Source organism: Massilia norwichensis (assembly GCF_024753245.1).
GTDB classification, from domain to species: Bacteria; Pseudomonadota; Gammaproteobacteria; order Burkholderiales; family Burkholderiaceae_D; genus Telluria; species Telluria norwichensis.
In genome coordinates, this window is the sequence record NZ_JANUGX010000003.1 from 142223 (window position 1) to 162953 (window position 20731).

Annotated in this window: 19 protein-coding genes and 1 pseudogene; 9 read left to right on the forward strand and 11 right to left on the reverse strand. The window is 63.1% G+C overall.

All coding sequences use genetic code 11. The features are described 5' to 3' along the window. Positions 1–43 precede the first annotated feature (43 nt). Both NX782_RS26495 and NX782_RS03925 read right to left on the reverse strand, forming a co-directional pair. Positions 44–331: an antitoxin Xre/MbcA/ParS toxin-binding domain-containing protein gene (locus NX782_RS26495; protein WP_083685616.1), complete on the reverse strand. Its 288-nt coding sequence runs from the start codon at positions 329–331 to the stop codon at positions 44–46. A gap of 678 nt (positions 332–1009) precedes the next feature. Beyond that, positions 1010–1462 (reverse strand): hypothetical protein, encoded by a 453-nt coding sequence (locus NX782_RS03925; protein ID WP_258844111.1) that lies wholly within the window; start codon positions 1460–1462, stop codon positions 1010–1012. 175 nt (positions 1463–1637) lie between these two features. Here NX782_RS03925 and NX782_RS26500 point away from each other — a divergent pair, with 175 nt between their 5' ends. From NX782_RS26500 to NX782_RS03945, 5 genes and pseudogenes are all read left to right on the forward strand, one after another. Beyond that, the gene (locus NX782_RS26500; protein ID WP_370661760.1) at positions 1638–1970 is read left to right on the forward strand and encodes a helix-turn-helix domain-containing protein; all 333 of its coding nucleotides are present in this window, start codon (positions 1638–1640) and stop codon (positions 1968–1970) included. Positions 1971–2265: 295 nt separating this feature from the next. Next, positions 2266–2538: pseudogene (gene thyA / locus NX782_RS03930) on the forward strand (thymidylate synthase); the annotation flags it as partial. 3 nt (positions 2539–2541) lie between these two features. Beyond that, positions 2542–3027 carry a dihydrofolate reductase gene (locus NX782_RS03935; protein WP_258844112.1) on the forward strand — a complete coding sequence of 162 codons (486 nt, stop codon included), beginning with the start codon at positions 2542–2544 and terminating at the stop codon, positions 3025–3027. 33 nt (positions 3028–3060) lie between these two features. Further along, positions 3061–3681: a DUF4337 domain-containing protein gene (locus tag NX782_RS03940; protein ID WP_258844113.1), complete on the forward strand. Its 621-nt coding sequence runs from the start codon at positions 3061–3063 to the stop codon at positions 3679–3681. 118 nt (positions 3682–3799) lie between these two features. Continuing rightward, positions 3800–4600: a DUF6624 domain-containing protein gene (locus NX782_RS03945; RefSeq protein WP_258844114.1), complete on the forward strand. Its 801-nt coding sequence runs from the start codon at positions 3800–3802 to the stop codon at positions 4598–4600. A 26-nt stretch (positions 4601–4626) separates the two neighbouring features. Here the strand turns inward: NX782_RS03945 and NX782_RS03950 are convergent, their stop codons facing one another. Then, positions 4627–5139 (reverse strand): Rv1443c family protein, encoded by a 513-nt coding sequence (locus tag NX782_RS03950; RefSeq protein ID WP_258844115.1) that lies wholly within the window; start codon positions 5137–5139, stop codon positions 4627–4629. A 215-nt stretch (positions 5140–5354) separates the two neighbouring features. On the opposite strand from NX782_RS03950, the gene NX782_RS03955 reads away from it, so the two are divergent. Next, positions 5355–7610: an arginine/lysine/ornithine decarboxylase gene (locus tag NX782_RS03955; protein ID WP_258844116.1), complete on the forward strand. Its 2256-nt coding sequence runs from the start codon at positions 5355–5357 to the stop codon at positions 7608–7610. Between the two features lie 133 nt (positions 7611–7743). Then, positions 7744–8544, forward strand: a complete 801-nt coding sequence (locus NX782_RS03960; protein WP_258844117.1) for a hypothetical protein — start codon at positions 7744–7746, stop codon at positions 8542–8544. Positions 8545–8672: 128 nt separating this feature from the next. On the opposite strand, the gene dcd is transcribed toward NX782_RS03960, so the two are convergent. From dcd to NX782_RS03980, 4 genes are read right to left on the reverse strand one after another with little or no spacing between them, the layout of a single operon-like run. Next, positions 8673–9239, reverse strand: coding sequence for a dCTP deaminase (gene dcd, locus NX782_RS03965; protein WP_258844118.1), 567 nt, complete (start codon positions 9237–9239; stop codon positions 8673–8675). A gap of 39 nt (positions 9240–9278) precedes the next feature. Next, entirely contained in the window at positions 9279–10106 is an 828-nt protein-coding gene (locus NX782_RS03970; RefSeq protein WP_258844119.1) for an alpha/beta fold hydrolase, read from the reverse strand. A gap of 41 nt (positions 10107–10147) precedes the next feature. Beyond that, positions 10148–11005 carry a dioxygenase family protein gene (locus NX782_RS03975; RefSeq protein WP_258844120.1) on the reverse strand — a complete coding sequence of 286 codons (858 nt, stop codon included), beginning with the start codon at positions 11003–11005 and terminating at the stop codon, positions 10148–10150. A 17-nt stretch (positions 11006–11022) separates the two neighbouring features. Continuing rightward, a complete protein-coding gene (locus tag NX782_RS03980; protein WP_258844121.1) occupies positions 11023–11532 on the reverse strand; it encodes a Spy/CpxP family protein refolding chaperone in 510 nt (169 codons plus the stop codon). Between the two features lie 135 nt (positions 11533–11667). On the opposite strand from NX782_RS03980, the gene NX782_RS03985 reads away from it, so the two are divergent. Together NX782_RS03985 and NX782_RS03990 are read left to right on the forward strand one after the other, a co-directional pair. Continuing rightward, positions 11668–12354: a response regulator transcription factor gene (locus tag NX782_RS03985; protein ID WP_258844122.1), complete on the forward strand. Its 687-nt coding sequence runs from the start codon at positions 11668–11670 to the stop codon at positions 12352–12354. A gap of 2 nt (positions 12355–12356) precedes the next feature. Continuing rightward, positions 12357–13841 (forward strand): sensor histidine kinase, encoded by a 1485-nt coding sequence (locus NX782_RS03990; protein ID WP_258844123.1) that lies wholly within the window; start codon positions 12357–12359, stop codon positions 13839–13841. Between the two features lie 6 nt (positions 13842–13847). On the opposite strand, the gene NX782_RS03995 is transcribed toward NX782_RS03990, so the two are convergent. The 4 genes from NX782_RS03995 to NX782_RS04010 form a co-directional block, all read right to left on the reverse strand. Further along, positions 13848–16235 carry a DNA internalization-related competence protein ComEC/Rec2 gene (locus tag NX782_RS03995; protein WP_258844124.1) on the reverse strand — a complete coding sequence of 796 codons (2388 nt, stop codon included), beginning with the start codon at positions 16233–16235 and terminating at the stop codon, positions 13848–13850. A 10-nt stretch (positions 16236–16245) separates the two neighbouring features. Beyond that, the gene (locus NX782_RS04000; RefSeq protein WP_258844125.1) at positions 16246–17376 is read right to left on the reverse strand and encodes a T6SS immunity protein Tli4 family protein; all 1131 of its coding nucleotides are present in this window, start codon (positions 17374–17376) and stop codon (positions 16246–16248) included. After that, on the reverse strand, positions 17373–18932 hold the full coding sequence (locus tag NX782_RS04005) for a T6SS immunity protein Tli4 family protein (RefSeq protein ID WP_258844126.1): 1560 nt from the start codon (positions 18930–18932) through the stop codon (positions 17373–17375). The genes NX782_RS04000 and NX782_RS04005 overlap by 4 nt, the downstream gene beginning before the upstream one ends. A gap of 119 nt (positions 18933–19051) precedes the next feature. After that, complete coding sequence (locus NX782_RS04010) at positions 19052–20722, reverse strand: alpha/beta hydrolase family protein (RefSeq protein WP_258844127.1); 1671 nt, start codon at positions 20720–20722, stop codon at positions 19052–19054. Positions 20723–20731: the final 9 nt, after the last annotated feature.

A 20731-nucleotide genomic window follows, 5' to 3' on the forward strand; every position in this document is an offset into this window, starting at 1 on the left:
TGTCGTCAATAAATTGATGGTAACGGCCGAGAGTACATATACGCTAAGTGTACACGCAGTATTCCAATCTCAACAAATGCTCTCTTACCAACTGTACCTCACCAGCCTGCACTAAATCAGCTGGCCGCATTCCGTTGAAGGCGAGCGCTGGCTTGGTAAACCAGTCCCAAGCGGCTGAATAGTCATTTCCAAACACGCGAAAAACATAGGGCGAGATGGCATTCCATATCTTTAGATTCCCGCCGAAAATTACATAAGTTTTTCGTACGTTATAACGGATGGCGCGGTTAAGATGAAAATACCGCCGCTTCTTACGATTTCTTGCATTCATACTCTGGAACCTGACTGCTATTGCGAAACAGTTGAATACCGGCAGGCGGGGTACTATACGGACGCCGACATGGGAACTGACCAATTTAGGATATCTCCCATGCGCCGAACAATCCACTTTGCTTCGCTCAATGTCATCCAAGATTTACTCAATATGTCCAAGTACCATTGGAGCATCTCGGATTCGGTCCGACGCGTCAACTTGTCGGCCTTATCTCGCTTGGCTTCAGAAGCGAGGTCTTGCGCAATCTCTTCACAGCCTATCCAACGCTCATACACCTCAGGAGGCGTAGACCCCGCAGGGTAGAACGTACCTTTGTACTGCACTACAAGGATTTTCAGCTGAGTACCCGGAACCGCGCCGGTCGAGACGCCACGAGGAAAATCTGACGGAACTTTCGCGTACTCGCTTTCGTCATATTCGGTCATAGCACGATCCCATTTTCACGTTTGACAAACACTCCGACTGCTGGGGATAGGAGCGGAAATGTAAAACGATCTTTCTACCGCATCTACCTTCGCCTCAAACCGCGAAGCTTACGAGCCTAAGAACAATAAAAAAACCATAAGTACCCATGCGAAACCACGGGTCTCCGTCATTTAGAGCGACCTCCATGCCACACAACTTTAGTTTAATAGCATGCACATTTACGCTTGCACAACTTAAATGCTGACGTCCTTAGAAACCCGGGTCAAATTCCTTTGCCTCCGACCAAACACAGCGCGGAGCAACGATATCTTCCCCACTTACCTCAAGGAAATCATCTTTCTCGACTGACCCGTCGGCCGCTACAAAAATTCGCGCAAACCCGCCTTCGGCTACGGCCCCTTCCAAAATCTTAACAATTCGCTTTAACTGGAAATTTCCTCTACCATCTCGCCGCGTTTGAACATGAATCCGAAAATCAGAAATTTTCTCGCAAAGACAGAAATCAAAAATGTCCTCAACCTTATCGAATATGAAGCGCTGCTGCGGACCATACCCCCCCACAGGGGAAATATCTAAATGAAATATTTGCGAATTCAGAGGCACTTCAAAAAACCGATATCTGCGTAAGCCCGGCTGTTGAAACATCTGGCGTATCACTTCTAAACGATCGCTGTCTTCCCAGTTGTCGTAAGCATGGAACACTTGTAATACCTTCCAATATAAGAGCCCGGCTGCGCATAGTGCGGCAAACCAGAGGAAGTACCGCTCACTGGTGCGCAAGCGCAGCGCTGTAGTAACGTTTGTAGACTATACACTACATTTAAATGTAGCGTATAGTACATCGTAAGAACCGTGGTCCGCGGGCATCATGCCAGCCATGACCTCGACACCCGAAAAAAATACCGAACACAGGGATCCGGTGTGCACGGCTGTTGGCAGGACGTTGAAGCGTCTACGAATCTCCTCAAAAATGAGTCAAGAGGGTCTTGCGTTCGCAGCGGAGGTCGACCGAGTTTTTGTCTCCAAGATTGAGCGTGGGATTGCGAACCCATCTCTTTTGACACTAACTAGTTTATGTTTAGCGCTCGGCGTGACACTTCCGGATCTTCTCAAGGACGTAGATCTCTCATCAGTCTCGCGCAATGGACAGCGCCGACGGGCGAACTCAGCACAGCCTGTTCTAAAAGTGCAAAAGGGACGTTTGCGGTAATAGGCGCACCTGTTGATGGCTTACCATTATGTGTTCAGCAAGAAAATTCGCACTTACCGGCTGTGGATATGTTGGGCGAGCACCCGCCCAACACCGTGGGGATAAGCTGTGCACGGGGGTGCACAACATGAACCCGTTGTACACGCCCCGCACACAGCTTACCCCCACTTACCCACAGCGGCCGGTTGGACCTCATGCAGCTAGAGCGACCATTATCATTGAGAGAGATAGTTTGTCCAAGACCAAAGAGCAGCCTATGAGTACAGAATCTCTGAGTTCTGACAATGTGACCAAACCCTTCAATATCGCCTCCTACGCGCTGCTGACCCACATGATGGCGCAGCAGGCGAACCTCGAAGTCGGCGATTTCATCTGGACCGGCGGCGACTGTCACCTGTATTCGAACCACCTGGAACAGGTCGAGCTGCAGCTGTCGCGCGACGAGCGCCCGCTGCCCAAGCTGCTCATCAAACGCAAGCCGGATTCGCTGTTCGACTACAAGTTCGAAGACTTCGAAGTGGTCGGCTACGATCCGCATCCGGCCATCAAGGCCCCTGTGGCGGTATGAGTCATGACTAAGCAAATCACTTTGGTGGTCGCGATGGACGCCCAGCGCGGCATCGGCGTCGACAACCAGCTGCCCTGGCACCTGCCCGAGGACCTGGCCCACTTCAAGCGCGTCACGCTGGAGCGGCCGATCATCATGGGCCGCAAGACCTTCGACTCGATCGGTCGCCCGCTGCCCAAGCGCCGCAATATCGTCGTCACCCGCAACCGCGACTGGTCGCACGAGGGTGTCGAGGTCGCAGGCTCGCTGGAAGAAGCGATCGCGCTGGCCGGCGACGGGCCGTCCAGCATCATCGGCGGCGCCCAGATCTTCCACGAAGCCCTGCCGCTGGCAGACCGCATGATCGTCACCCACATCGATGCCGTCTACCGCTGCGACACCTTCTTCCCGGAGATCGATCCGGCCGTGTGGCGCGTCAGCGCGCGTGAAGAACATGCATCAAGCGAGGGCGTGGCTTACGCCTTCGTCACGTACGAACGCAACCCGTAACAAGTAACAAGTAACAAGTAATAGGTAAACAGTATGTCCGGACACGGTTTTCACGTCCATGGACCGCACGATCACGCGGTCGAACACGTCGCCCATGGCGGCGACAGCTTCTCCAACCGGATCGCCGTCATGACCGCGGTGCTGGCCACGGTCGGTGCGCTGTTCGGCTACCTGGGCGGCGCGACCCAGAACGACGCGGCTCTCTTCAAGAACAACGCGGCGATCGCCAAGACCACGGCGGCCAACGCCTGGAACTACTACCAGGCCAAGTCGAGCAAGCAGAACCTGGCTGAACTCGCGGCCGAGCTGCCCGGCATCGGCGCGCAGGCGCAGGCCAAGTACCAGGCCGACGTCGCCCGCTACGAAGGCGAAAAGGCCGGCATCAAGAAGGAAGCCGAGAAGTACGAGGCGCAGTCCGACGAGTGGAACGCCAAGTCCGAAAAGGCACTGCACACCCACCACCAGTGGGCGCTGGCCACCACCGCCGAGCAGATCGCGATCTCGCTGGCGGCGATCACGCTGCTGACGCGGCGGCGCTGGCTGCTGAGTGCGACCTACGCGGTCGCCGCGATCGGCTTCGCGCTAGGTGCTTTCGCGTGGTTGCATGTCGATCCGATCGGGGCACTGCTGGCTGGAGGCGCCGCCGCGCACTGACCAGCGCCGCTGTGGCCGCGTCCGGCCCGACGGGATATTTGGTGAGATTTGTTGCCATCGAGACATGCTATGCTCGGCGTTTCCGTCCATGCAAAACGCATTCCCGAAGGAGTTCCGGATGAAGTTCAGCCCCTGCGCCGCCGCGCTCGCCATCCTCGCTTTCACCGCCCTGCCCGGCCATGCCGACGAGCCGTCGACCCAGACCACGATCACTATCTACGCGGGCGGCAAGCCGGTCGCCACCTTGATGATGCCGATCGGCGCGAAGGGCAACCTGGCCGCCAATGCCAACCACGTCGACGACGGCAACACGCAAACCCGCTTCACCGGCAACGTACAAGGGAAGCTGCAGCTTCCGGCCGCGCAGGAACTGGTCTTCTACGGCGAAGACATCGAACTGAAGACCGAGAAGCTCAGCCCCGAACGCCTCAGGGCGGTGCGCGACATCGAGGCCATGGCAGTCTCCGACCAGTTGTACCGCGGGCGCTCCGCCACCGGCGAGCTGAGTCCGGAAGAGTGGAAGAAGCAGAATGCGATCGACGCTGCCAACATGAAGCGGCTGGTCGAAATCGTCGACGCCTTCGGCTGGCCCGGCGTGCGCTTTGCCGGCGCCGCCTCCGGAACGGCCTTCCTGGTCTTGCAGCATGCCGACCACGCCAGCCAGCGCAAATATCTCCCGCTGCTGCGCGAAGCAGTCAGGCGTCACGATGCCATCGGCAGCGACCTGGCGATGCTCGAAGACCGCGTGCGCGTCGCCGACGGCAAGCCCCAGCTGTACGGCACCCAGTTGGCGACCAATCCCCTGCGCTTCGCGCCGATCGAGGATGAGGCACGGGTCGACGAGCGTCGCAGCAGCGTCGGGCTGCCGCCGCTGGCCGAGTATGCCAAGATGCTGGGGCTGAACTACACGCCGAAATAAGACGCTGTGGCGCGCCGGCGGCCCGCCTAGATGTGGGCCCGGCTGGCGCCCTCTTCGCTGCCGGCGGGGCGGGCCACCGAACGCCGCTCGCGAAACTGCCGCCGCAGCCTCGCATGCCGGTGCGCGAAGAAGTGCCCCACGAACCAGGCCACGATGCCGCTCGCCATACGCGGTGTGAACTCGAGGGTGTCGATGACCCGCGCACCGTCTTCGGCCGGCTCGATGACCCGCTCGTGGCGCCACAGCTTCATCGACAGCAGCGGCGATTGCTCGACGAAACGCCGGCCCGGCTCCATCTCGACGAAGGTGAGGCGCGAGAGGTCGACCGGCACCAGTCCGAACAGCAGGAAGCGGCAATTCCCCAAGGGTTTACCGAGGCTGCCCTGGTCCTGCGGAATACGCTGCATCCCGTCCGGGAAGGTCATCTTCAGGATCGGCGCCATCTCTGCCTGCACGCCGCGCGCGGAGGTACTCCAGCGCCAGAGTTCGGCGGCCGGGCGGGGAATCCTGCTCTCGAATGTGATGCGTACCGTGCGCATGGCGGCTCCTGTGAAGGGATCATGCCATTCTAGCATTGCTGCGCCGGCAACAACGGTGCGCCGCCGGCTGACCAGTCTGGCTAAGCTAATAAAAAATTTGCGCCGACTTGCGGAAATTCTGCGAAAATCCGCTTCTATTTTTTTTACGGTGCCGTGCCCGGCCATCACCCGCTTGAGGGAGATGGGGTGCACGGCGCTTCGCTTTGGAGCTGTCCATGAAATTTCGATTCCCCATCGTCATCATTGACGAGGACTTCCGTTCCGAGAACACCTCGGGCCTCGGCATTCGCGCGCTGGCAGCCGCGATGGAAAAAGAAGGCATGGAAGTGCTCGGCCTGACCAGCTACGGCGACCTGTCCCAGTTCGCCCAGCAGCAGTCGCGCGCTTCGGCCTTCGTGCTGTCGATCGACGACGAGGAATTCGGCGGCGGGACGCTCGAAGAGACCAACTTCGCGCTGGCCGCGCTGCGCGCCTTCGTGCAGGAGATCCGCCACAAGAACTCGGACATCCCGATCTACATCTACGGCGAGACCCGCACCAGCCGCCACATCCCGAACGACATCCTGAAGGAGCTGCACGGCTTCATCCACATGTTCGAGGACACGCCGGAATTCGTCGCGCGCCACATCATCCGCGAAGCCAAGGCTTACCTGGACAGCCTGGCGCCGCCCTTCTTCCGCGCCCTGGTCAACTACGCCAACGACGGTTCCTATTCCTGGCACTGCCCCGGCCACTCGGGCGGCGTCGCCTTCCTGAAGTCGCCTATCGGCCAGATGTTCCACCAGTTCTTCGGCGAGAACATGCTGCGCGCCGACGTCTGCAACGCGGTCGAGGAACTCGGCCAGCTGCTCGACCACACCGGCCCGGTCGCCAAGTCCGAACGCAATGCCGCGCGCATCTACAACGCCGACCACTGCTACTTCGTCACCAACGGCACCTCGACCTCGAACAAGATGGTCTGGCACTCGACCGTGGCGCCGGGCGACATCGTCGTGGTCGACCGTAACTGCCACAAGTCGATCCTGCACTCGATCATCATGTGCGGTGCGATTCCCGTGTTCCTGATGCCGACCCGGAACAACCTCGGCATCATCGGTCCGATCCCGCTCGAAGAGTTCACCCCCGAGTCGATCGCCCGCAAGATCGAGGCGAACCCGTTCGCCCGCGAAGCCAAGAACAAGAAGCCGCGCATCCTCACCATCACCCAGTCGACCTACGACGGCGTGGTGTACAACGTCGAGACCTTGCGCGAAATGTTGGACGGTAAGATCGACACCCTGCACTTCGACGAAGCCTGGATCCCGCACGCGACCTTCCACGACTTCTACAAGAACATGCACGCGATCGGCCGCGACCGCCCGCGCGCCAAGGAGTCGATGATCTTCTCGACCCAGTCGACCCACAAGCTGCTGGCCGGCCTGTCGCAGGCCTCGCAGGTGCTGGTGCGCGAATCGGAAACCGTCAAGCTGGACCAGGACGCCTTCAACGAGGCCTACCTGATGCACACCTCGACCTCGCCGCAGTACTCGATCATCGCGTCCTGCGACGTCGCCGCGGCGATGATGGAAGCGCCGGGCGGCACCGCCCTGGTCGAAGAATCGATCTACGAATCGCTGGACTTCCGCCGCGCGATGCAGAAGGTCGACGAGGAAATCGGCGACGACTGGTGGTTCAAGGTCTGGGGCCCGCAGGTCACCAGCGAGGAAGGCATCGGCACCCAGGCCGACTGGATGATCCACGCCGACCACACCTGGCACGGCTTCGGCAAGCTGGCCGAAGGCTTCAACATGCTGGACCCGATCAAGGCCACCGTCGTGACGCCGGGCCTGGCGCTGGACGGCACCTTCGACGATTCCGGCATCCCGGCCTCGATCGTGACCAAGTACCTGGCCGAGCACGGCGTGATCATCGAGAAGTGCGGCCTGTACTCGTTCTTCATCCTGTTCACGATCGGTATCACCAAGGGCCGCTGGAACACGCTGGTCACCGCCCTGCAGCAGTTCAAGGACGACTACGACCGCAACCAGCCGATGTGGCGCATCATGCCGGAGTTCACGGCCGCCAACCCGCGCTACGAAGCCTGGGGCCTGCGCGACCTGTGCCAGTCGATCCACGACTTCTACAAGTCGCGCGACGTGGCACGCCTGACCACCGAGATGTACCTGTCGGACATGATCCCGGCGATGAAGCCGTCGGACGCCTTCGCCAAGATGGCGCACCGCGAAATCGAACGCGTGTCGATCGAAGAGCTGGAAGGCCGCATCACGGCGATCCTGCTGACGCCTTACCCGCCGGGTATCCCGCTCCTGATCCCGGGCGAGCGCTTCAACAAGACCATCGTCGACTACCTGCGCTTCGCGCGCGACTTCAACGAGCGCTTCCCGGGCTTCGAGACCGATGTGCACGGGCTGGTCAAGCGTGAGGTGGATGGGAAGATGGGTTATTTCGTGGATTGCGTGAAGCAGGACTGATTTATCGATTTAGCCAAGCGTTGAAAAGCCCGAAGCGATTCGGGCTTTTTTTCGTCCCTTACGGCGACAATGCGTGAGAAATTCTTGCCGGTGCGTCCCTTACAATCGCATACCACACTATTTCACGGAAGCCATGCAGCTTTATCAAACCAGAATCCCAGCGCCAAAAGATTGGCAACAGTTGCAACGTATCGCGAACGACTTTTACAAGAATTTATACAAGGATTCTTCCGTCGACGAATATGGCACCAATGGTCAAGCCCAGGACGGTGTAGACGTGTATGTGTACGGCGGCGCTACGGCGGTCGCCGTGCAATGCAAATGTGTTGAGGAATTCTCGCCAGCCGAATTACGCAACGAATTCAACAAGACAGAAACATTCAATAATAGGATTGATCTGTACATTCTCGTTGTAACGGTGCCGAGAGATACCAAACTCACCGATGAGGCAGCAAAACTCACGCGAGAGAATGCACGAAATATTCGCATCGAGGTCAAATTCTGGCAGTCAATGGCGGAAGAGATGGCCTCCGTCGATGAATTAGCAAAAAAATATTTGGGTTTTGTCGCTCGATATCCAGTGTTAGTAGAAGGCGCCGGTGCCTCGGCTCACATTACCCTTGAAACAGAGACGAGCTGCTTCAAGTTTGTCGTCACCCATATGGCAAGCATCAGCGACATAAAGTCTTACGGAAAGGACCTGCTTTTAGTCACTTCTCTCCAAGCCAACAAATCAGCATGTTTTCATAACTTGGGTGGCGGCCACTGGAGCGACTTCGACGGGGTAATCGGATGCACCAAACTGGATGCGTTTGCTGCCTGGATCTGGTTTAGCAGGTTTCGCGACTTCGATGAGCTGATGAAAACTTCAGGACAGGGTCAGAGCATCCTGATTACCGACCGCCAGCTGAATGAAATCCGGCGCTTGAGCTAGGCGCAAGTTTGACGCCAACCCTGCGAGCGAAGGGCATCATGGCGGCATAAAAAAAGGAGGCCGCAGCGTCCTTTAATCTGATGCAGCACTTGGGTCCCCGCCTTCGCGGGGACGACGTGCGCTGTGTATCAGGTCTTCGGCAAAGTCACACCATGCTGACCCTGGTACTTGCCGCCGCGGTCCTTGTACGAAGTCTCGCACACCTCATCGCTCTCGAAGAACAGCACCTGCGCGCAGCCTTCGCCGGCATAGATCTTGGCCGGCAGCGGCGTGGTGTTCGAGAACTCCAGGGTCACGTAACCCTCCCACTCCGGCTCGAACGGCGTCACGTTGACGATGATGCCGCAGCGCGCGTAGGTCGACTTGCCCAGGCAGACCGTCAGCACGTTGCGCGGGATGCGGAAGTACTCGATGGTGCGGGCCAGCGCGAAGGAGTTCGGCGGGATGATGCAGACGTCGCTTTTCACGTCGACGAAGGAGTTCGAATCGAAGTTTTTCGGATCGACGATGGTGCTGTTGATGTTCGTGAAGACCTTGAATTCGTCGGCGCAGCGGATGTCGTAGCCGTAGGACGAGGTCCCCCAGGAGATGATCTTGCGGCCTTCGTCTTGCCGCACCTGCTTGGGCGAGAAAGGCTCGATCATGCCGTGTTCTTCCGCCATCCGGCGGATCCATTTGTCGCTTTTAATGCTCATCGCAGGGCTTCCCGGGTGAATAAATGTTAACCCGCGATTCTACGCGAAAGCCTGGCGGCGGTCACCTGCTGCGAGTTCGGGCAGCAAGCGATGAATCATCTCGCGTGTCAGCTGCGCGGTGAGCCGGGGCGATTCCATCGTGTACAGGTGCGTGCCCTCGATCATGACCAGATTGTCGCCGACCAGCTTGCGGGTCGCGTCCATGCCGGCCTGGCGCAGCTCCTGCGAATCGGTGCCGGCGACGAAGCCGATCGGCAGCGGATACGGCTTCTTCAGCACCGGCCCCATGTCGTGCGGCAGGCTGGCGTAGATGCTGGCCTCGACTTCGCGGTCGAAGCGCAGCTGCACGCCTTGCGGATGCGGCTTCAGGCCGTGGTCGAGGTAATCGTCCAGCGCGCCCGGCGCCCAGGCCTGGAAGATCGGCTTGGCGATGAAGTGTTCGTAGGCGGCCTGGCGCGAAGGCCAGACGTTGCGGCGGCGCTGCGCCACGCCACCCGGCGACAGCTTGCGGCCCAGGCCCAATGCTTTCGCCAGCCGCCACACGGCGGCGCGCCAGCCCGCCACCACCGGCGAATCCAGCATCACCACACAGCGCGCCAGGTCCGGCCGGCGTGCTGCCGCCAGCATGCCGACCGCGCCGCCCAGCGAATGGCCGACCAGAATCGCCGGCTGGTCGTAGCGTTCGAGCTGGGCGATCAGTTCGTCGATCAGCGCATGCCAGTTGTCGTCGACCGGATAGCGCGGATCGTGGCCGAGCATGTCGGTGGTGCGGACGTCGAAGTCGCGGCCCAGCTCCTCGAGCAGGCGCCCGTAGGCGCCGGACGGGTAGCTGTTCCCGTGCGTGAAATGCAGCAGAGGCTTGTTCATGGCGCCCATTGTAAGGGCTTTGCAACGCAGCCCAACCAGCTTTAGAGTGAAACCCCTACTACCAGAGAGACGGTGTAGTCGGTGCTGGCATTGCCGCTGACGGCACCCATCTGCAGCGCGGTGCCGTCGCTGAACACGTTGTCGGTGGCGTAGCTGATCGAAGCCAGGTTGCGCGAGCTGGCGGCATAGCTGCTGTCGGCATAGACCTCGTTCAGCGTCGCCATCGGGAAGGTGAACTGCGAAGTCTTGATGCGCCCCGCCGCGCTGGCGGCTTTTGCCAGCGTCGGGAACACCTCGAAGTGCACGTGCGGCATCCGGCCCGCGTAGCAGCCCGGGAAGATGGTCGTGAAGCTGACGACGCCGTTCGTGTCCGCCTCCTGCACGCCGCGCAGGTAGTTCTCTTTCGTCAGGCCGCTGGCGTACATCGAATAGTTGCCGTCGCGGTCGCAGTGCCACAGGTAGACGGCGGCGCCGGCGACCGAGGCGCAGCTCGCGCTGACGTTCACCAGCTGCACCTTGATCGTCAGCGGGATGCCTTGCGCGGTGGCGCTGCCCGGCGCGACGCTGGTGCAGATGTCGCTACGTACAATGCCGGCCAGCGTCAGCGCGTTGGCGATGCCGCTGCCGTTGCTGTTGGTGCCGTCGCCGGGGTAAGGACCGCCGGTTTCTTCGGGGATGATCGCGCAGCTGGCGCCGGTGCTGCCGGTGCTGCCGGTGCTGCCCACGCTGCTGGCGGCAGCGCTGACGTCGACGCTGCCGATACTGCCGCCGCCCCCGCAGCCGGCCAGCGGCAAGGCCGCCATGCCGCTCAGGAGCCAGCGCAGCGACTGGCGGCGGCTGGTCGCGGTCTCCAGCAGGCGTTCGAGGTCGGCCGCCAGCCCTTCGTGATGGTGTTCCATGATGTTCTCCTGGGCGCTTACGGACGGTCCTGCGGCGGCTGCGGGCGGCGCTGGCGCAGCTGTTCGCGCTGCTCCGGCGTCAGCACCGCCATCGTCTGAGCATGCAGGCGCGCCTCCAGCAGCGCTTGCGCGGCGATGGCCTGGCCGAGTTCGCGCGCGGCGGCACCGGCTCTGGCTTCGTCGAACTGCGCCGCATCGCGCAGCGTGCGCAGGGCTTGGTGCGCCTGGCGGACCGCCTTTTCCTGCTGGCGGCGCTGGGGCGCCGCCGCGTGTTCGATCGCGAACAGCTTGTCCTGCTGGGCTTCGCTCAGCTGCAGCTCTCTGCCGAAATGGCCGAAGCCGGGACCGGGGCCACCATGGCCATGGCCGCCGAAGCCGGGACCGTGCACTGGCGGACCCTCCGCCGGGCCGCGATCCTCGTGCCGGCCGCCATCCGCGGGCGGCGCATCAGGCTGGCTGGCGGCAAAACTGGAGGCGCAGCAGGCCGCGAGCAGTGCGGCCGCCATCGATGTACGCATGAATTTCATGTTCTGCATCCTTGTGTGGTAGAGATGCCGCATTGTCTTGTGCGCCACTGTTAAGCGGTGTTAGGCCGGTGTAAAACCGGGTAAAGACGAGTTCCCGCCCGCGCCGCGGCCCTCCCCTTTTGCTAAGATGCGAACATGACTCAAGTGCTGTTAATCGACGACGATACCGAACTGGTCGGGATGTTCTCCGAGTACCTGGAACAGGAAGGCTTCCGCGTGGCCTGCGCCCACGACGGCGAGACCGGCGCGCGCGAAGCGCTCAGCGGCCAGTACGCAATCGCCATCCTCGACGTGATGATGCCGCGCATGAACGGCATCGAAACCCTGCGCCGCATCCGCGCCGCCAGCCGCATCCCGGTACTGATGCTGACCGGCCGCGGCGATGACGCCGACCGCATCCTCGGCCTCGAACTGGGCGCGGACGACTACGTGACCAAGCCCTGCACGCCGCGCGAGATGACCGCCCGCGTGCGCGCCATCCTGCGCCGCACCCAGGGCAGCAACACCGACAGCCCCGGCATCACGCTCGCGGTCGGCAAGCTGATCATGCTGCCCGAACAGCGCCGCGCCACCTGGGACGGCACCCCGCTGGAACTGACCAGCACCGAATTCAACCTGCTCGAAGTCCTGGCCCGCAATGCCGGCCGCCCGGTCAGCAAAAGCGATCTCTCCGAGCAGGGACTGGGCCGCCCGCTGGCCCGCTTCGACCGCAACATCGACGTCCACCTGAGCAGCCTGCGCCACAAGCTCGGCACCCTGTCGGACGGGCGCTCATGCCTGCAGACCGTCTACCGTCTCGGCTACCAGCTGATCCGCGAGTAGCGATGGGCCGGCTGTTCTGGAAGTTCTTCCTGTCGATCCTGCTGGCGCAGGTGGCGGCGACGATCGGCATCGGCGGCACCATCTGGCTGCGCGACCAGGCCCGCCAGCGCAACACCGAACCGACCCTGGACCTCGGTCCGCCCGCGGTCATCATGCTCGACGCGGCCGCGGCCACGCTGCGCCACGGCGGCGTCGACGCGCTGCGCGACCTGGCCGCCAACGCCCGCCGCATGCGCCTGTACGTGCTGGACGACCAGGGCCATGAACTGCTGGGCCGTACCGTGCCGGCCAAACTGCGCGGGGAAGTCGAACGCAATCTCGAAGCCGGCACCCAGAGCCACGCCGTCGCCCACCTGAGCGCGCCGGACGGGCGGCGCTATCTCGCCTTCGCCTCGCGCATGCCCGGGCCGCGCCCAGGCAGCGATGGCCGCATGCCGGGCTTTGCGCAAGGCGGCATGGCGGCCGGCGCGGGCGGCGCGGCTGCTCCCGCATCGGCGAACGCCGGCTTCGACCCCGCACGCGGCCCCGGCGCCGGACCAGGCGGCCCCGGTGGCGGCTGGAGCTGGTTCGGCCTGCCGCCCGAGTTCGGACGCCACGTCGGGCGCTCGCTGCCGATCGCCGCGGCGATGCTGGCCAGCTTCCTGTTCGCCGCCCTCCTCGCCTGGTATTTTTCGCGCCCGATCCGCGCGCTGCGCGGCGCCTTCGAAGCCGCCGCCGCCGGCGACCTGGCGCCCAAATTCGGCAAGCCGACGATGGCGGTGGCCGGCGACGAGCTGGCCGAACTGGGCCACGACTTCGACCGCATGAGCGCCCAGCTGCGCACGCTGATGGAAGGCCAGCGCCGCCTGCTGCACGACGTCTCGCACGAACTGCGTTCGCCGCTGGCGCGCCTGCAGGCGGCGATCGGCCTGGCGCACCAGCAGCCCGACAAGATCCAGGCTTCGCTCGAACGCATCGAGCGCGAAAGCGTGCGCATGGACCGTCTGGTCGGCGAGCTGCTGACCCTGTCGCGCCTGGAAGCGGCCAGCACCCTGCCGACGACCGAGCCGGTGGACCTGGTCGAAATGGTCGACCAGATCGCCGACGACGCCCGCTTCGAAGCCGGTGCCCACATCGACGTCGATGCCCCGGAGCCGGTCACGGTGCGCGGCGCGCCCGACCTGCTGTGGAGCGCGGTCGAGAACATCGTGCGCAACGCCGTCAAGCACGGCGGCGCCGGCGGCATGGTGGAGGTGGCCCTGCATCCCGAACCGGGCCTGGTGCATATCGAAGTGCTGGACCGCGGGCCGGGCATCGCCGAAGAACACCTGGGCGAGATCTTCGAGCCCTTCTTCCGCTCGAACCCGACGCAGAACAACGTCGACGGCCACGGCCTGGGCCTGGCGATTGCCAAGCGCGTGATCGAGACGCATGGAGGACGCATCGCCGCGGCGAACCGCAACGGCGGCGGCTTGCGGGTGACGATCACGCTACCGCGTGAGGGCTGATCCGGTCTACGGCGGCGGCATGCGCCAGTAGCGGGCATGTTCGCGCCGGTAGGCCAGCGTGTCGACCTTGTCGTCGAACTCCAGCGTCAGCGCCCCCAGCTGGTCGGTGCGCAGGCGGCCGATGCCCAGCTCGCCGTAGCGCTCGACAACCTCCTTCTTCGGATGCTTGTAGCGGTTGCGCCAGCCGACCTGGAACACGCCGACGCTCGGCTGTACGGCCGCCAGGAAAGCCGCGCTCGACGAGGTGCCGCTGCCATGATGCGGCGCCAGCAGCACGTCGGCACGCAGGCCTTCGGCGCTCGATGCCACCAACGCCGCTTCCTGCGCCGCTTCGATGTCGCCAGCCAGCAGGATCGCCGTGCGGCCGTTGGTGATCCGCAGCGTGCAGCTGCGCGCGTTCGGCTTCAGGCCGGTATCGGCGTAGCTGGCGGGTGCGGGATGCAGCATCTCGAAGCGCACCCCATCCCATTCCCAGCGCTGGCCGGCCGCGCAATGCAGGTGGCGCGCTGCGGCACGCGCAATCGGGTGACTGGCCGGCAGCGAAGACGCGACCCAGGCTGTTTTGACTTCGCCCAGCACCGCCAGCGCACCGCCGGTATGGTCGGTGTCGCTATGGCTGACGATCACGCCATCCAGCGCGCCGATGCCGCGCATGCGCAGGTAAGGCAGCAGCACGCGGCTGCCGGCGTCCGCGCCCGGCGCATAGCCCGGGCCGGTGTCGTAGAGCAGGCGATGCCCGGCGGTTTCGACCAGCAGCGCCATGCCCTGGCCGACATCGAAGGCGACCACGCGAAAGCGCCCCGGCTCCGGATGATCCGGCATTTGCAGCAGCAGCGGCAGCCAGGCCGCCATGCCCGCCCAGCGGTGCGGCCAGCCGCGCGGCATCAGCATCCACAGCGTGCCGCCCAGTGCCAGCAGGAAGACCCAGACCTGCGGTGCCGGCGCGCGGCAGACCGCGGCCGGCAGCGCCGACAAGTGCCCGAGCGCGGCCGCGAGCCCGGCGACCACCGCGTGCGCCAACTGCAGCAGCCAGCCGCACAGCGGGTCCGGCGCCAGGCTGCCCAGCAGCGCCAGCGGCGTGACGACGAAGCTCACCAGCGGGATCGCGAGCCCATTCGCCAGCGGGCTGACCAGCGACACCTGGCCGAACAGCAGCATCGTCAGCGGCACCAGGCCGAGCGTGACCGACCACTGCGTGCGCCCCGCCATCGCCAGGCTCGCCTTGACGCCGGTTTCGCGCGCAGCGATGCGGCCGTGCCCCCCGAACAGGATCACGGCCACTGCGCCGAAGGATAGCCAGAAGCCAGGCCACAGCACCGCCCACGGGTCCAGCAGCACGACCACCCCGAGGGCCAGGCACAGCACGTGGGTGATGCTCGACAGCCTGCCCAGCCACAGGGCCAGCGCGACCACGGTCAGCATGTAGAGCGTGCGCTGGGCCGGCACGCCAAAGCCGGCCAGCAGCACGTACAGCAGCGCCACCAGCGCCCCGCTGAGCGCGGCCACCTTTTGCGCCGGCAGCCGCAGCGGCAACTGGGCATCCGTGAAGAAGGAGCGTCGCCACAAACCGGACATCGCCAGCGCCGCCAGCCCGGCGATCATCGTGATGTGGAGGCCCGAAATCGAAATCAGGTGGCCGATGCCGGTACGGTTGAACACCTGCCAGTCGACCTGGTCGATGCCGCGCTGGTCCCCGATCACCAGCGCGACGATGACGCCGGCGTAGGCTTGGTCGGTCAGCGCAGCCTGAATGCGCTCGCGCAGAACGGCGCGGCTGCGCTCGACCACGGTCCCGAAGCCGGACACGAAAGCGTCGAGCCGGGCGTTGGCATCGTCCACGCGCACGTAGCCGGTCGCGCGCACGCCCTGCTCGAGCAGCCAGGCTTCGTAGTCGAATCCGCCGGGATTGGCATTGCCGTGCGGGCGCTGCAGGCGCACCGTCAGGCGCCAGCGTTCGCCGGGCATCAGCTTGTCCGGCAGGCCGCCCTGGCGGCTGCCATAGCGGTCGGCATACCAGGACAGCGCGATCCTCGGCGGCACCGTGGTCCCCGGCGTTTCGGTGCGCTCGACCAGCAGGTTGAAGCGCAGGCCCTGTTCGAAGCGGTACGGCAGGCTGTCGACGATGCCGACGACGGTGAGATCGCGGCCTTCGTCTCGCAAGGCCAGTTCGGATGCCAGCGCGTGGTGGGCCAGCAGCGCGGCCCAGGTGTAGCCGAGCAGCAGGCCGGCGGCGGTGGCGCTGGTGGCAGACCACGGCTGTTTGAGACGGCTGGCGAGCGCGATGCAGGCGATGACGCAGACCGTGCAGGTGAGCATCCACGCTGTGGACGGCAGCGTTGCCGAGGACTGTAGCGCGAGGACGCCGGCGGTGAAACCGAGGATGGCGCAGCGCATTGGCTTGTGTTCAGTGCGCGGGCTGCTGCTGCGCGATGTGGGTGGGTTGGTCCGCTCGTGCGGCCGGCGTGGGGCTTGCGCTGGCTGGTCTTGGACGGATGCTGGAGGCGATGCTGTCCCAGAGGTTCAGCAGGGCGTCTTCATGAAGGCTCGCATCGACCGGCCTGGCGCCAGGTCGAGGGCTGATTCCGCCCTGGAGCTCGAGCGATAGAGATGGCCGAGAAGGGTCGTTGTCGACGCCACGCGCCTCCCAAATGAAAGCATAGGTATGGGCAAAATTCGGCTCAAGCATCCTTTCCAAGGCTTCCTCACCGTCGAGACCATTGATGCTACGTTTGCCGAGACGAAGCTTCGTGACGCGCAATCGTTCGTCGGCACTGGCGACCGAGTCTGTTTCGGCGACACGTCTGAGCAGCCCGTACTCGGAACCGCCCCCAGGCATGCTGACCAGGGCCACGGCAAGGTCCGGGTGTTCAGGAAGGCTCAAATGCATTGCGATGTGTTCAGCCTTCCTCACCGGGAGAGGTTCGACAAAGATTGCGTGCGAAATGCAAAAACCCGGCTCGGACGGCATCTCGTTCTCCTTACGCAAACGCAGCCTTTGCAACAGCCCTTCCGCCAGGTTCGCGCGCGCCGCGTCGGCATACTTCGCAGATAGTACGAAACTGAGGCCTGGCATATGCGCATGCGTCTCAACCGATACGAAGGCATCCTCGACACGCCGATCGCCCTCCATCAAATAGCCGCGGTTTCGTCCAAAGATCAAAGTACGCCCCATCATGCCGGGTATATGGATATCGCGAGCATCGACGATGCCGCCGGGCTGACCGGCCAAGGATTGTCGGGTGCCGATCTCGGCTTCGCGCGCCGCGATACGCGCTTGAAATGTGGCTTCGTCTTCTTCGACCGTATCGATCTCGAACCCGGCAACGCTTTCACCCGACAGGCTCACTTCCGCCTCCTGTGGCACATCGACCAGATAGCGCCCGACACATATCGTTTTCATTGTTTCGGTCAGGCGTGCGACCTCCGCCCTGTCTTTCATGCTCCGGAACCGGCTGGCGGCCCAGCTGCCTGCACAAGCGAACGCTGTCAGCAAAGCGAACAGGTAAAACCATTTGCGCCTGCTGGAGATTGTCATAGTGAGGACTGCGCGGCCACCGAAGCTTCGGCATGCCGCACAAGCTGCCACATGCTTCGCCGCTGAATGACCTCGGGGCCGGCCGACTTGGCAAAGACGCCCGCAGGCAGCTGGAAGGTCGCCACAGGCAACAGACTGCCGCGCGCAAACCAGCGCGTCCCATCCAATGCGTGGGATTCCTCGCAGCGCCACCATCCGCTCGCAGGGCAGACTTCGCCGGTACGTACATAGCTTCCAAGCGGGGCCTTGCGGCCATCCAAGGGAGCGGCACCCAAGCCCTCATTCGGCATGACGGCGGGTGCGAGTGCCACGGTGATGGCGGTGCGCGGCCGCAGCCGTTTGTCGACCAGGGTCCAGGCGGTGGGCTGGGGGCTTTCGATACTCGGCTGGATACGTTTGAGCTTCTGCCATATCGTCTGACGGGGCAGCAGCAAGGCTTGCGGCATGCGGTCGCCCTGTCGGATGTACTGGACCGCCCCGCCATGCACGCTCAAGCCTTCCCCACCGGCGTCGCAGCGCCACCAACCGGATTGCGGGCAGATGTCTCCTGCATGGGCGACGGCGCCGAGTTTTGGGCCGGACGGTGCGGCCGGGATCGCGGACGGCGGCGGGCCATCCTTCCTCAGGCGAATGCTGGAAGCGATGGTGTCCCAAAGAGACAGCAAGGCGTCTTCATGCAGGCTGGTATCAACCGGCTTTGCACCTGGGCGCTCTCCGATACCGGTCTGGAGCTCAAGGGACAGATAGGGCTTGAGCGGGTCTTCGGCGAGCCCGCGAGTTTCCCAATTAAAGCCATAGGTCGTTGCGAAGTTATATTCGCGGACCCTTTCCAGCACCTCCTCGCCTTCGAGCCCATTGATGTTGCGCTTACCGGCACGTATTTTGGTCACGCGCAGCATGTCGTCGGCACTCGCGCCAGCATCGACCTCGGCAGTCCGCGACAGGATGCCTGCCCCGGCCTTGGCACCGGCGATGCTGAACAAAGCAAGCGCAAGGTCAGGGTGACCGGGAAGACCGAGGTGCATGGCCAGGTGTTCGCTGTTGTGCGTAGGTAGCGGTTCGGCGAACACAGCACCGGATACACAGAAGCCGGGCACCGCAGGAATCTCGTCCTTGCCGCGGATCTTGACCCGCGCCAGCAGGGCTTCGGACAACTTGACGTCACTATCGTCCGCATACTGCATCGACAGCACAAAGCTCAGCCCGCTCATATGCGCATGCGTTTCCACTGAAGCGTACTCGGATGTCACCCGTCGGTCGCCTTCGAATCCATGGCTGCGGGTCCGTCCGAACACGAAAGCGCGGGCGAGCATATTCGGCACACGTAATTCGCGGCTTTCAATCAAGCCACTGGAACGAGCGGCGTCGGCGTTCGCGCCGTTTGCTTTGAGTTCTGTCTCGCGCGTGGCGATCCGTTCACGGAAAGCCGTCTCGCTCTCTTCTCTTGTGCTGACCTCGAACCCGCCAAGCATGCCGCCGGAGAGACTGATTTGGGCCTGGGCCGGCACATCGACAAGGTAGCGCCCGACGCATACCGTTTTCAAGTTTTCCGTCATTTTCGCCACCTCGGATCGGTCCCGCATACTGCGGACGTGGCCGGCTGCCCAGCTTGCCGCGCAGGCAAGGGCAGCCAGCAGGACGACGAGTTCTCGCCATCCGCCTTTTCTTACTCGCGTCATGGCAATTTTTGCGTTAGCTTGACGACGAGGTGTTGGGTCAACAGCAGTACAGCTTCGTTATTGAAGACATCCTGGTGGTCCACGCCGCGAATTTCGAACAACTGCTGCACTTTTCCGCGCGGTCCCGAGCCGGACTGGAGCGGCACCGTGCCATCGCCGCCCACGTCCTGACGCGCCGGCACGAACTCGAGCGCAGTTTTGTCCTCGACCTTGACACGGCGACCGACAGTCTCCCGGTAGCCCGTCAATGCCGCCTTGCGCAAGTTTGCCTCGGTGAACACCGCGCCGGCGCCGGGATCTCTCGCCACCCAACGTACGGCACCAAACGACATGTGTTGCGTATCCGCGCCGTAGAAGGCGTAGGTGTTCGGGTGGTAGTAGGTGTCCAGCACGTCGCGGTGGAAGTTCTCGGCGCTGTCGACCGCAAGCTGGACGGCATGCGCAAGCTTGCGCTTGTCGCCACCAAACTTCTTTGCGGGATCAACCAACTGCAAGTCGATGAGCCGGTACCAGGACTGCGTATCCCGGTACAAGTCGTATGGATTGCCAACCGGCAGATGTACGATGTCGCGTGGCACGTCTTTGTTATTGACTCGGCTGAGCATACAAACGTGAAGCCATGGTTGAGGGTAGAGGTGATTCGGCAACAACTGCAATGGGCCTGGTGCGGTGGCCATGACCGGCATCGTGAGCTCGGGCTTTCCACCCAGGATATCGGCGGCGAAATCGGCCTTGAGGTTGGCAGTTGCGTCGTTACTCGGGCTCCAGCGCTCGGTGCCACACGCAATCCGGCGATAGCAAACCGGCGCACCCAGGGCAGGCATGACACCGTGGATGACCCCGAGGATCTGATCCGGAATCTGCTTGGCGCAAGCCCGTGCAACCAGCCCGCCCATCGAGTGGGTGACGATGATGACCTTGTTACACTCACGCTTCAGTTGTCTCCACGATGCGATCGTGCTCTCGATGCGCCGACGGAGCCGTACGGCGGACTTTTCACAAGAGTCCAGCCAGTTGTATCCGCAGACGTAGACCGGGTAGTAATACCCGGCATGCTTCTCCAGCTCCTTTTGCGTAATCTTTTCGATGCTGCGCACGCCCCAGCTGGCCGGCTCGCAGGCCATCACCTTTTTCCAGTGCTTGCACAGGACAGGAACGTTATCCAGCGGGTCCAGCTCGAAGGTGTGGTTCAAACCGACCTCAAGGCCGTAAAGCAGGTCGCCATAGGAGTCCCAATGTACTTCGCCCCAGTAGCGCTCGCGGACTTCCTTTTCCAACATGCCGTAATTCCTGGCTTCCAAGGGCAGGCTGATGTCGCCGCGATCGTCCACCTCGAGCATCCCGGCATCCAGAAGCCGCTGCCGCGTGCTGGGGTCCCGCTTACGCCACATGCGTGCGGCGTTGATGCCTGCAACGGATCCGTTCGGCGGTCGCCAGGCTTCTTCCCTCGGCTTGAGTCCCTGCTCTGCAAGCACTTTCGTGTCATCCACCGCCCGCAAATTCGTCCCCATAATCCCCGGCACCACAATCACCGGCACCACCTTCGACGGCGGCATCGTGAACAGCCCGCGTGTCTTCAGCGCGGTCGGCGTCAGCACGGTGCGGCCGGTCCAGCTGCCGTCGGGCTGCGGGACGAGGTTCGGCAAGGGGCGGGTTGGATCTGCCATGGAATCTCC

What these genes read in the sequence shown, in the direction of transcription:
- NX782_RS26495 (WP_083685616.1), bottom strand. Translation starts at nt 331, where the DNA reads ATGAATGCAAGAAATCGTAAGAAGCGGCGGTATTTTCATCTTAACCGC.
- NX782_RS26500 (WP_370661760.1), top strand. Translation starts at nt 1,638, where the DNA reads ATGACCTCGACACCCGAAAAAAATACCGAACACAGGGATCCGGTGTGC.
- NX782_RS03935 (WP_258844112.1), top strand. Translation starts at nt 2,542, where the DNA reads ATGACTAAGCAAATCACTTTGGTGGTCGCGATGGACGCCCAGCGCGGC.
- NX782_RS03940 (WP_258844113.1), top strand. Translation starts at nt 3,061, where the DNA reads ATGTCCGGACACGGTTTTCACGTCCATGGACCGCACGATCACGCGGTC.
- NX782_RS03945 (WP_258844114.1), top strand. Translation starts at nt 3,800, where the DNA reads ATGAAGTTCAGCCCCTGCGCCGCCGCGCTCGCCATCCTCGCTTTCACC.
- NX782_RS03950 (WP_258844115.1), bottom strand. Translation starts at nt 5,139, where the DNA reads ATGCGCACGGTACGCATCACATTCGAGAGCAGGATTCCCCGCCCGGCC.
- NX782_RS03955 (WP_258844116.1), top strand. Translation starts at nt 5,355, where the DNA reads ATGAAATTTCGATTCCCCATCGTCATCATTGACGAGGACTTCCGTTCC.
- NX782_RS03960 (WP_258844117.1), top strand. Translation starts at nt 7,744, where the DNA reads ATGCAGCTTTATCAAACCAGAATCCCAGCGCCAAAAGATTGGCAACAG.
- dcd (WP_258844118.1), bottom strand. Translation starts at nt 9,239, where the DNA reads ATGAGCATTAAAAGCGACAAATGGATCCGCCGGATGGCGGAAGAACAC.
- NX782_RS03970 (WP_258844119.1), bottom strand. Translation starts at nt 10,106, where the DNA reads ATGAACAAGCCTCTGCTGCATTTCACGCACGGGAACAGCTACCCGTCC.
- NX782_RS03975 (WP_258844120.1), bottom strand. Translation starts at nt 11,005, where the DNA reads ATGGAACACCATCACGAAGGGCTGGCGGCCGACCTCGAACGCCTGCTG.
- NX782_RS03980 (WP_258844121.1), bottom strand. Translation starts at nt 11,532, where the DNA reads ATGAAATTCATGCGTACATCGATGGCGGCCGCACTGCTCGCGGCCTGC.
- NX782_RS03985 (WP_258844122.1), top strand. Translation starts at nt 11,668, where the DNA reads ATGACTCAAGTGCTGTTAATCGACGACGATACCGAACTGGTCGGGATG.
- NX782_RS03990 (WP_258844123.1), top strand. Translation starts at nt 12,357, where the DNA reads ATGGGCCGGCTGTTCTGGAAGTTCTTCCTGTCGATCCTGCTGGCGCAG.
- NX782_RS03995 (WP_258844124.1), bottom strand. Translation starts at nt 16,235, where the DNA reads ATGCGCTGCGCCATCCTCGGTTTCACCGCCGGCGTCCTCGCGCTACAG.
- NX782_RS04000 (WP_258844125.1), bottom strand. Translation starts at nt 17,376, where the DNA reads ATGACAATCTCCAGCAGGCGCAAATGGTTTTACCTGTTCGCTTTGCTG.
- NX782_RS04005 (WP_258844126.1), bottom strand. Translation starts at nt 18,932, where the DNA reads ATGACGGAAAACTTGAAAACGGTATGCGTCGGGCGCTACCTTGTCGAT.
- NX782_RS04010 (WP_258844127.1), bottom strand. Translation starts at nt 20,722, where the DNA reads ATGGCAGATCCAACCCGCCCCTTGCCGAACCTCGTCCCGCAGCCCGAC.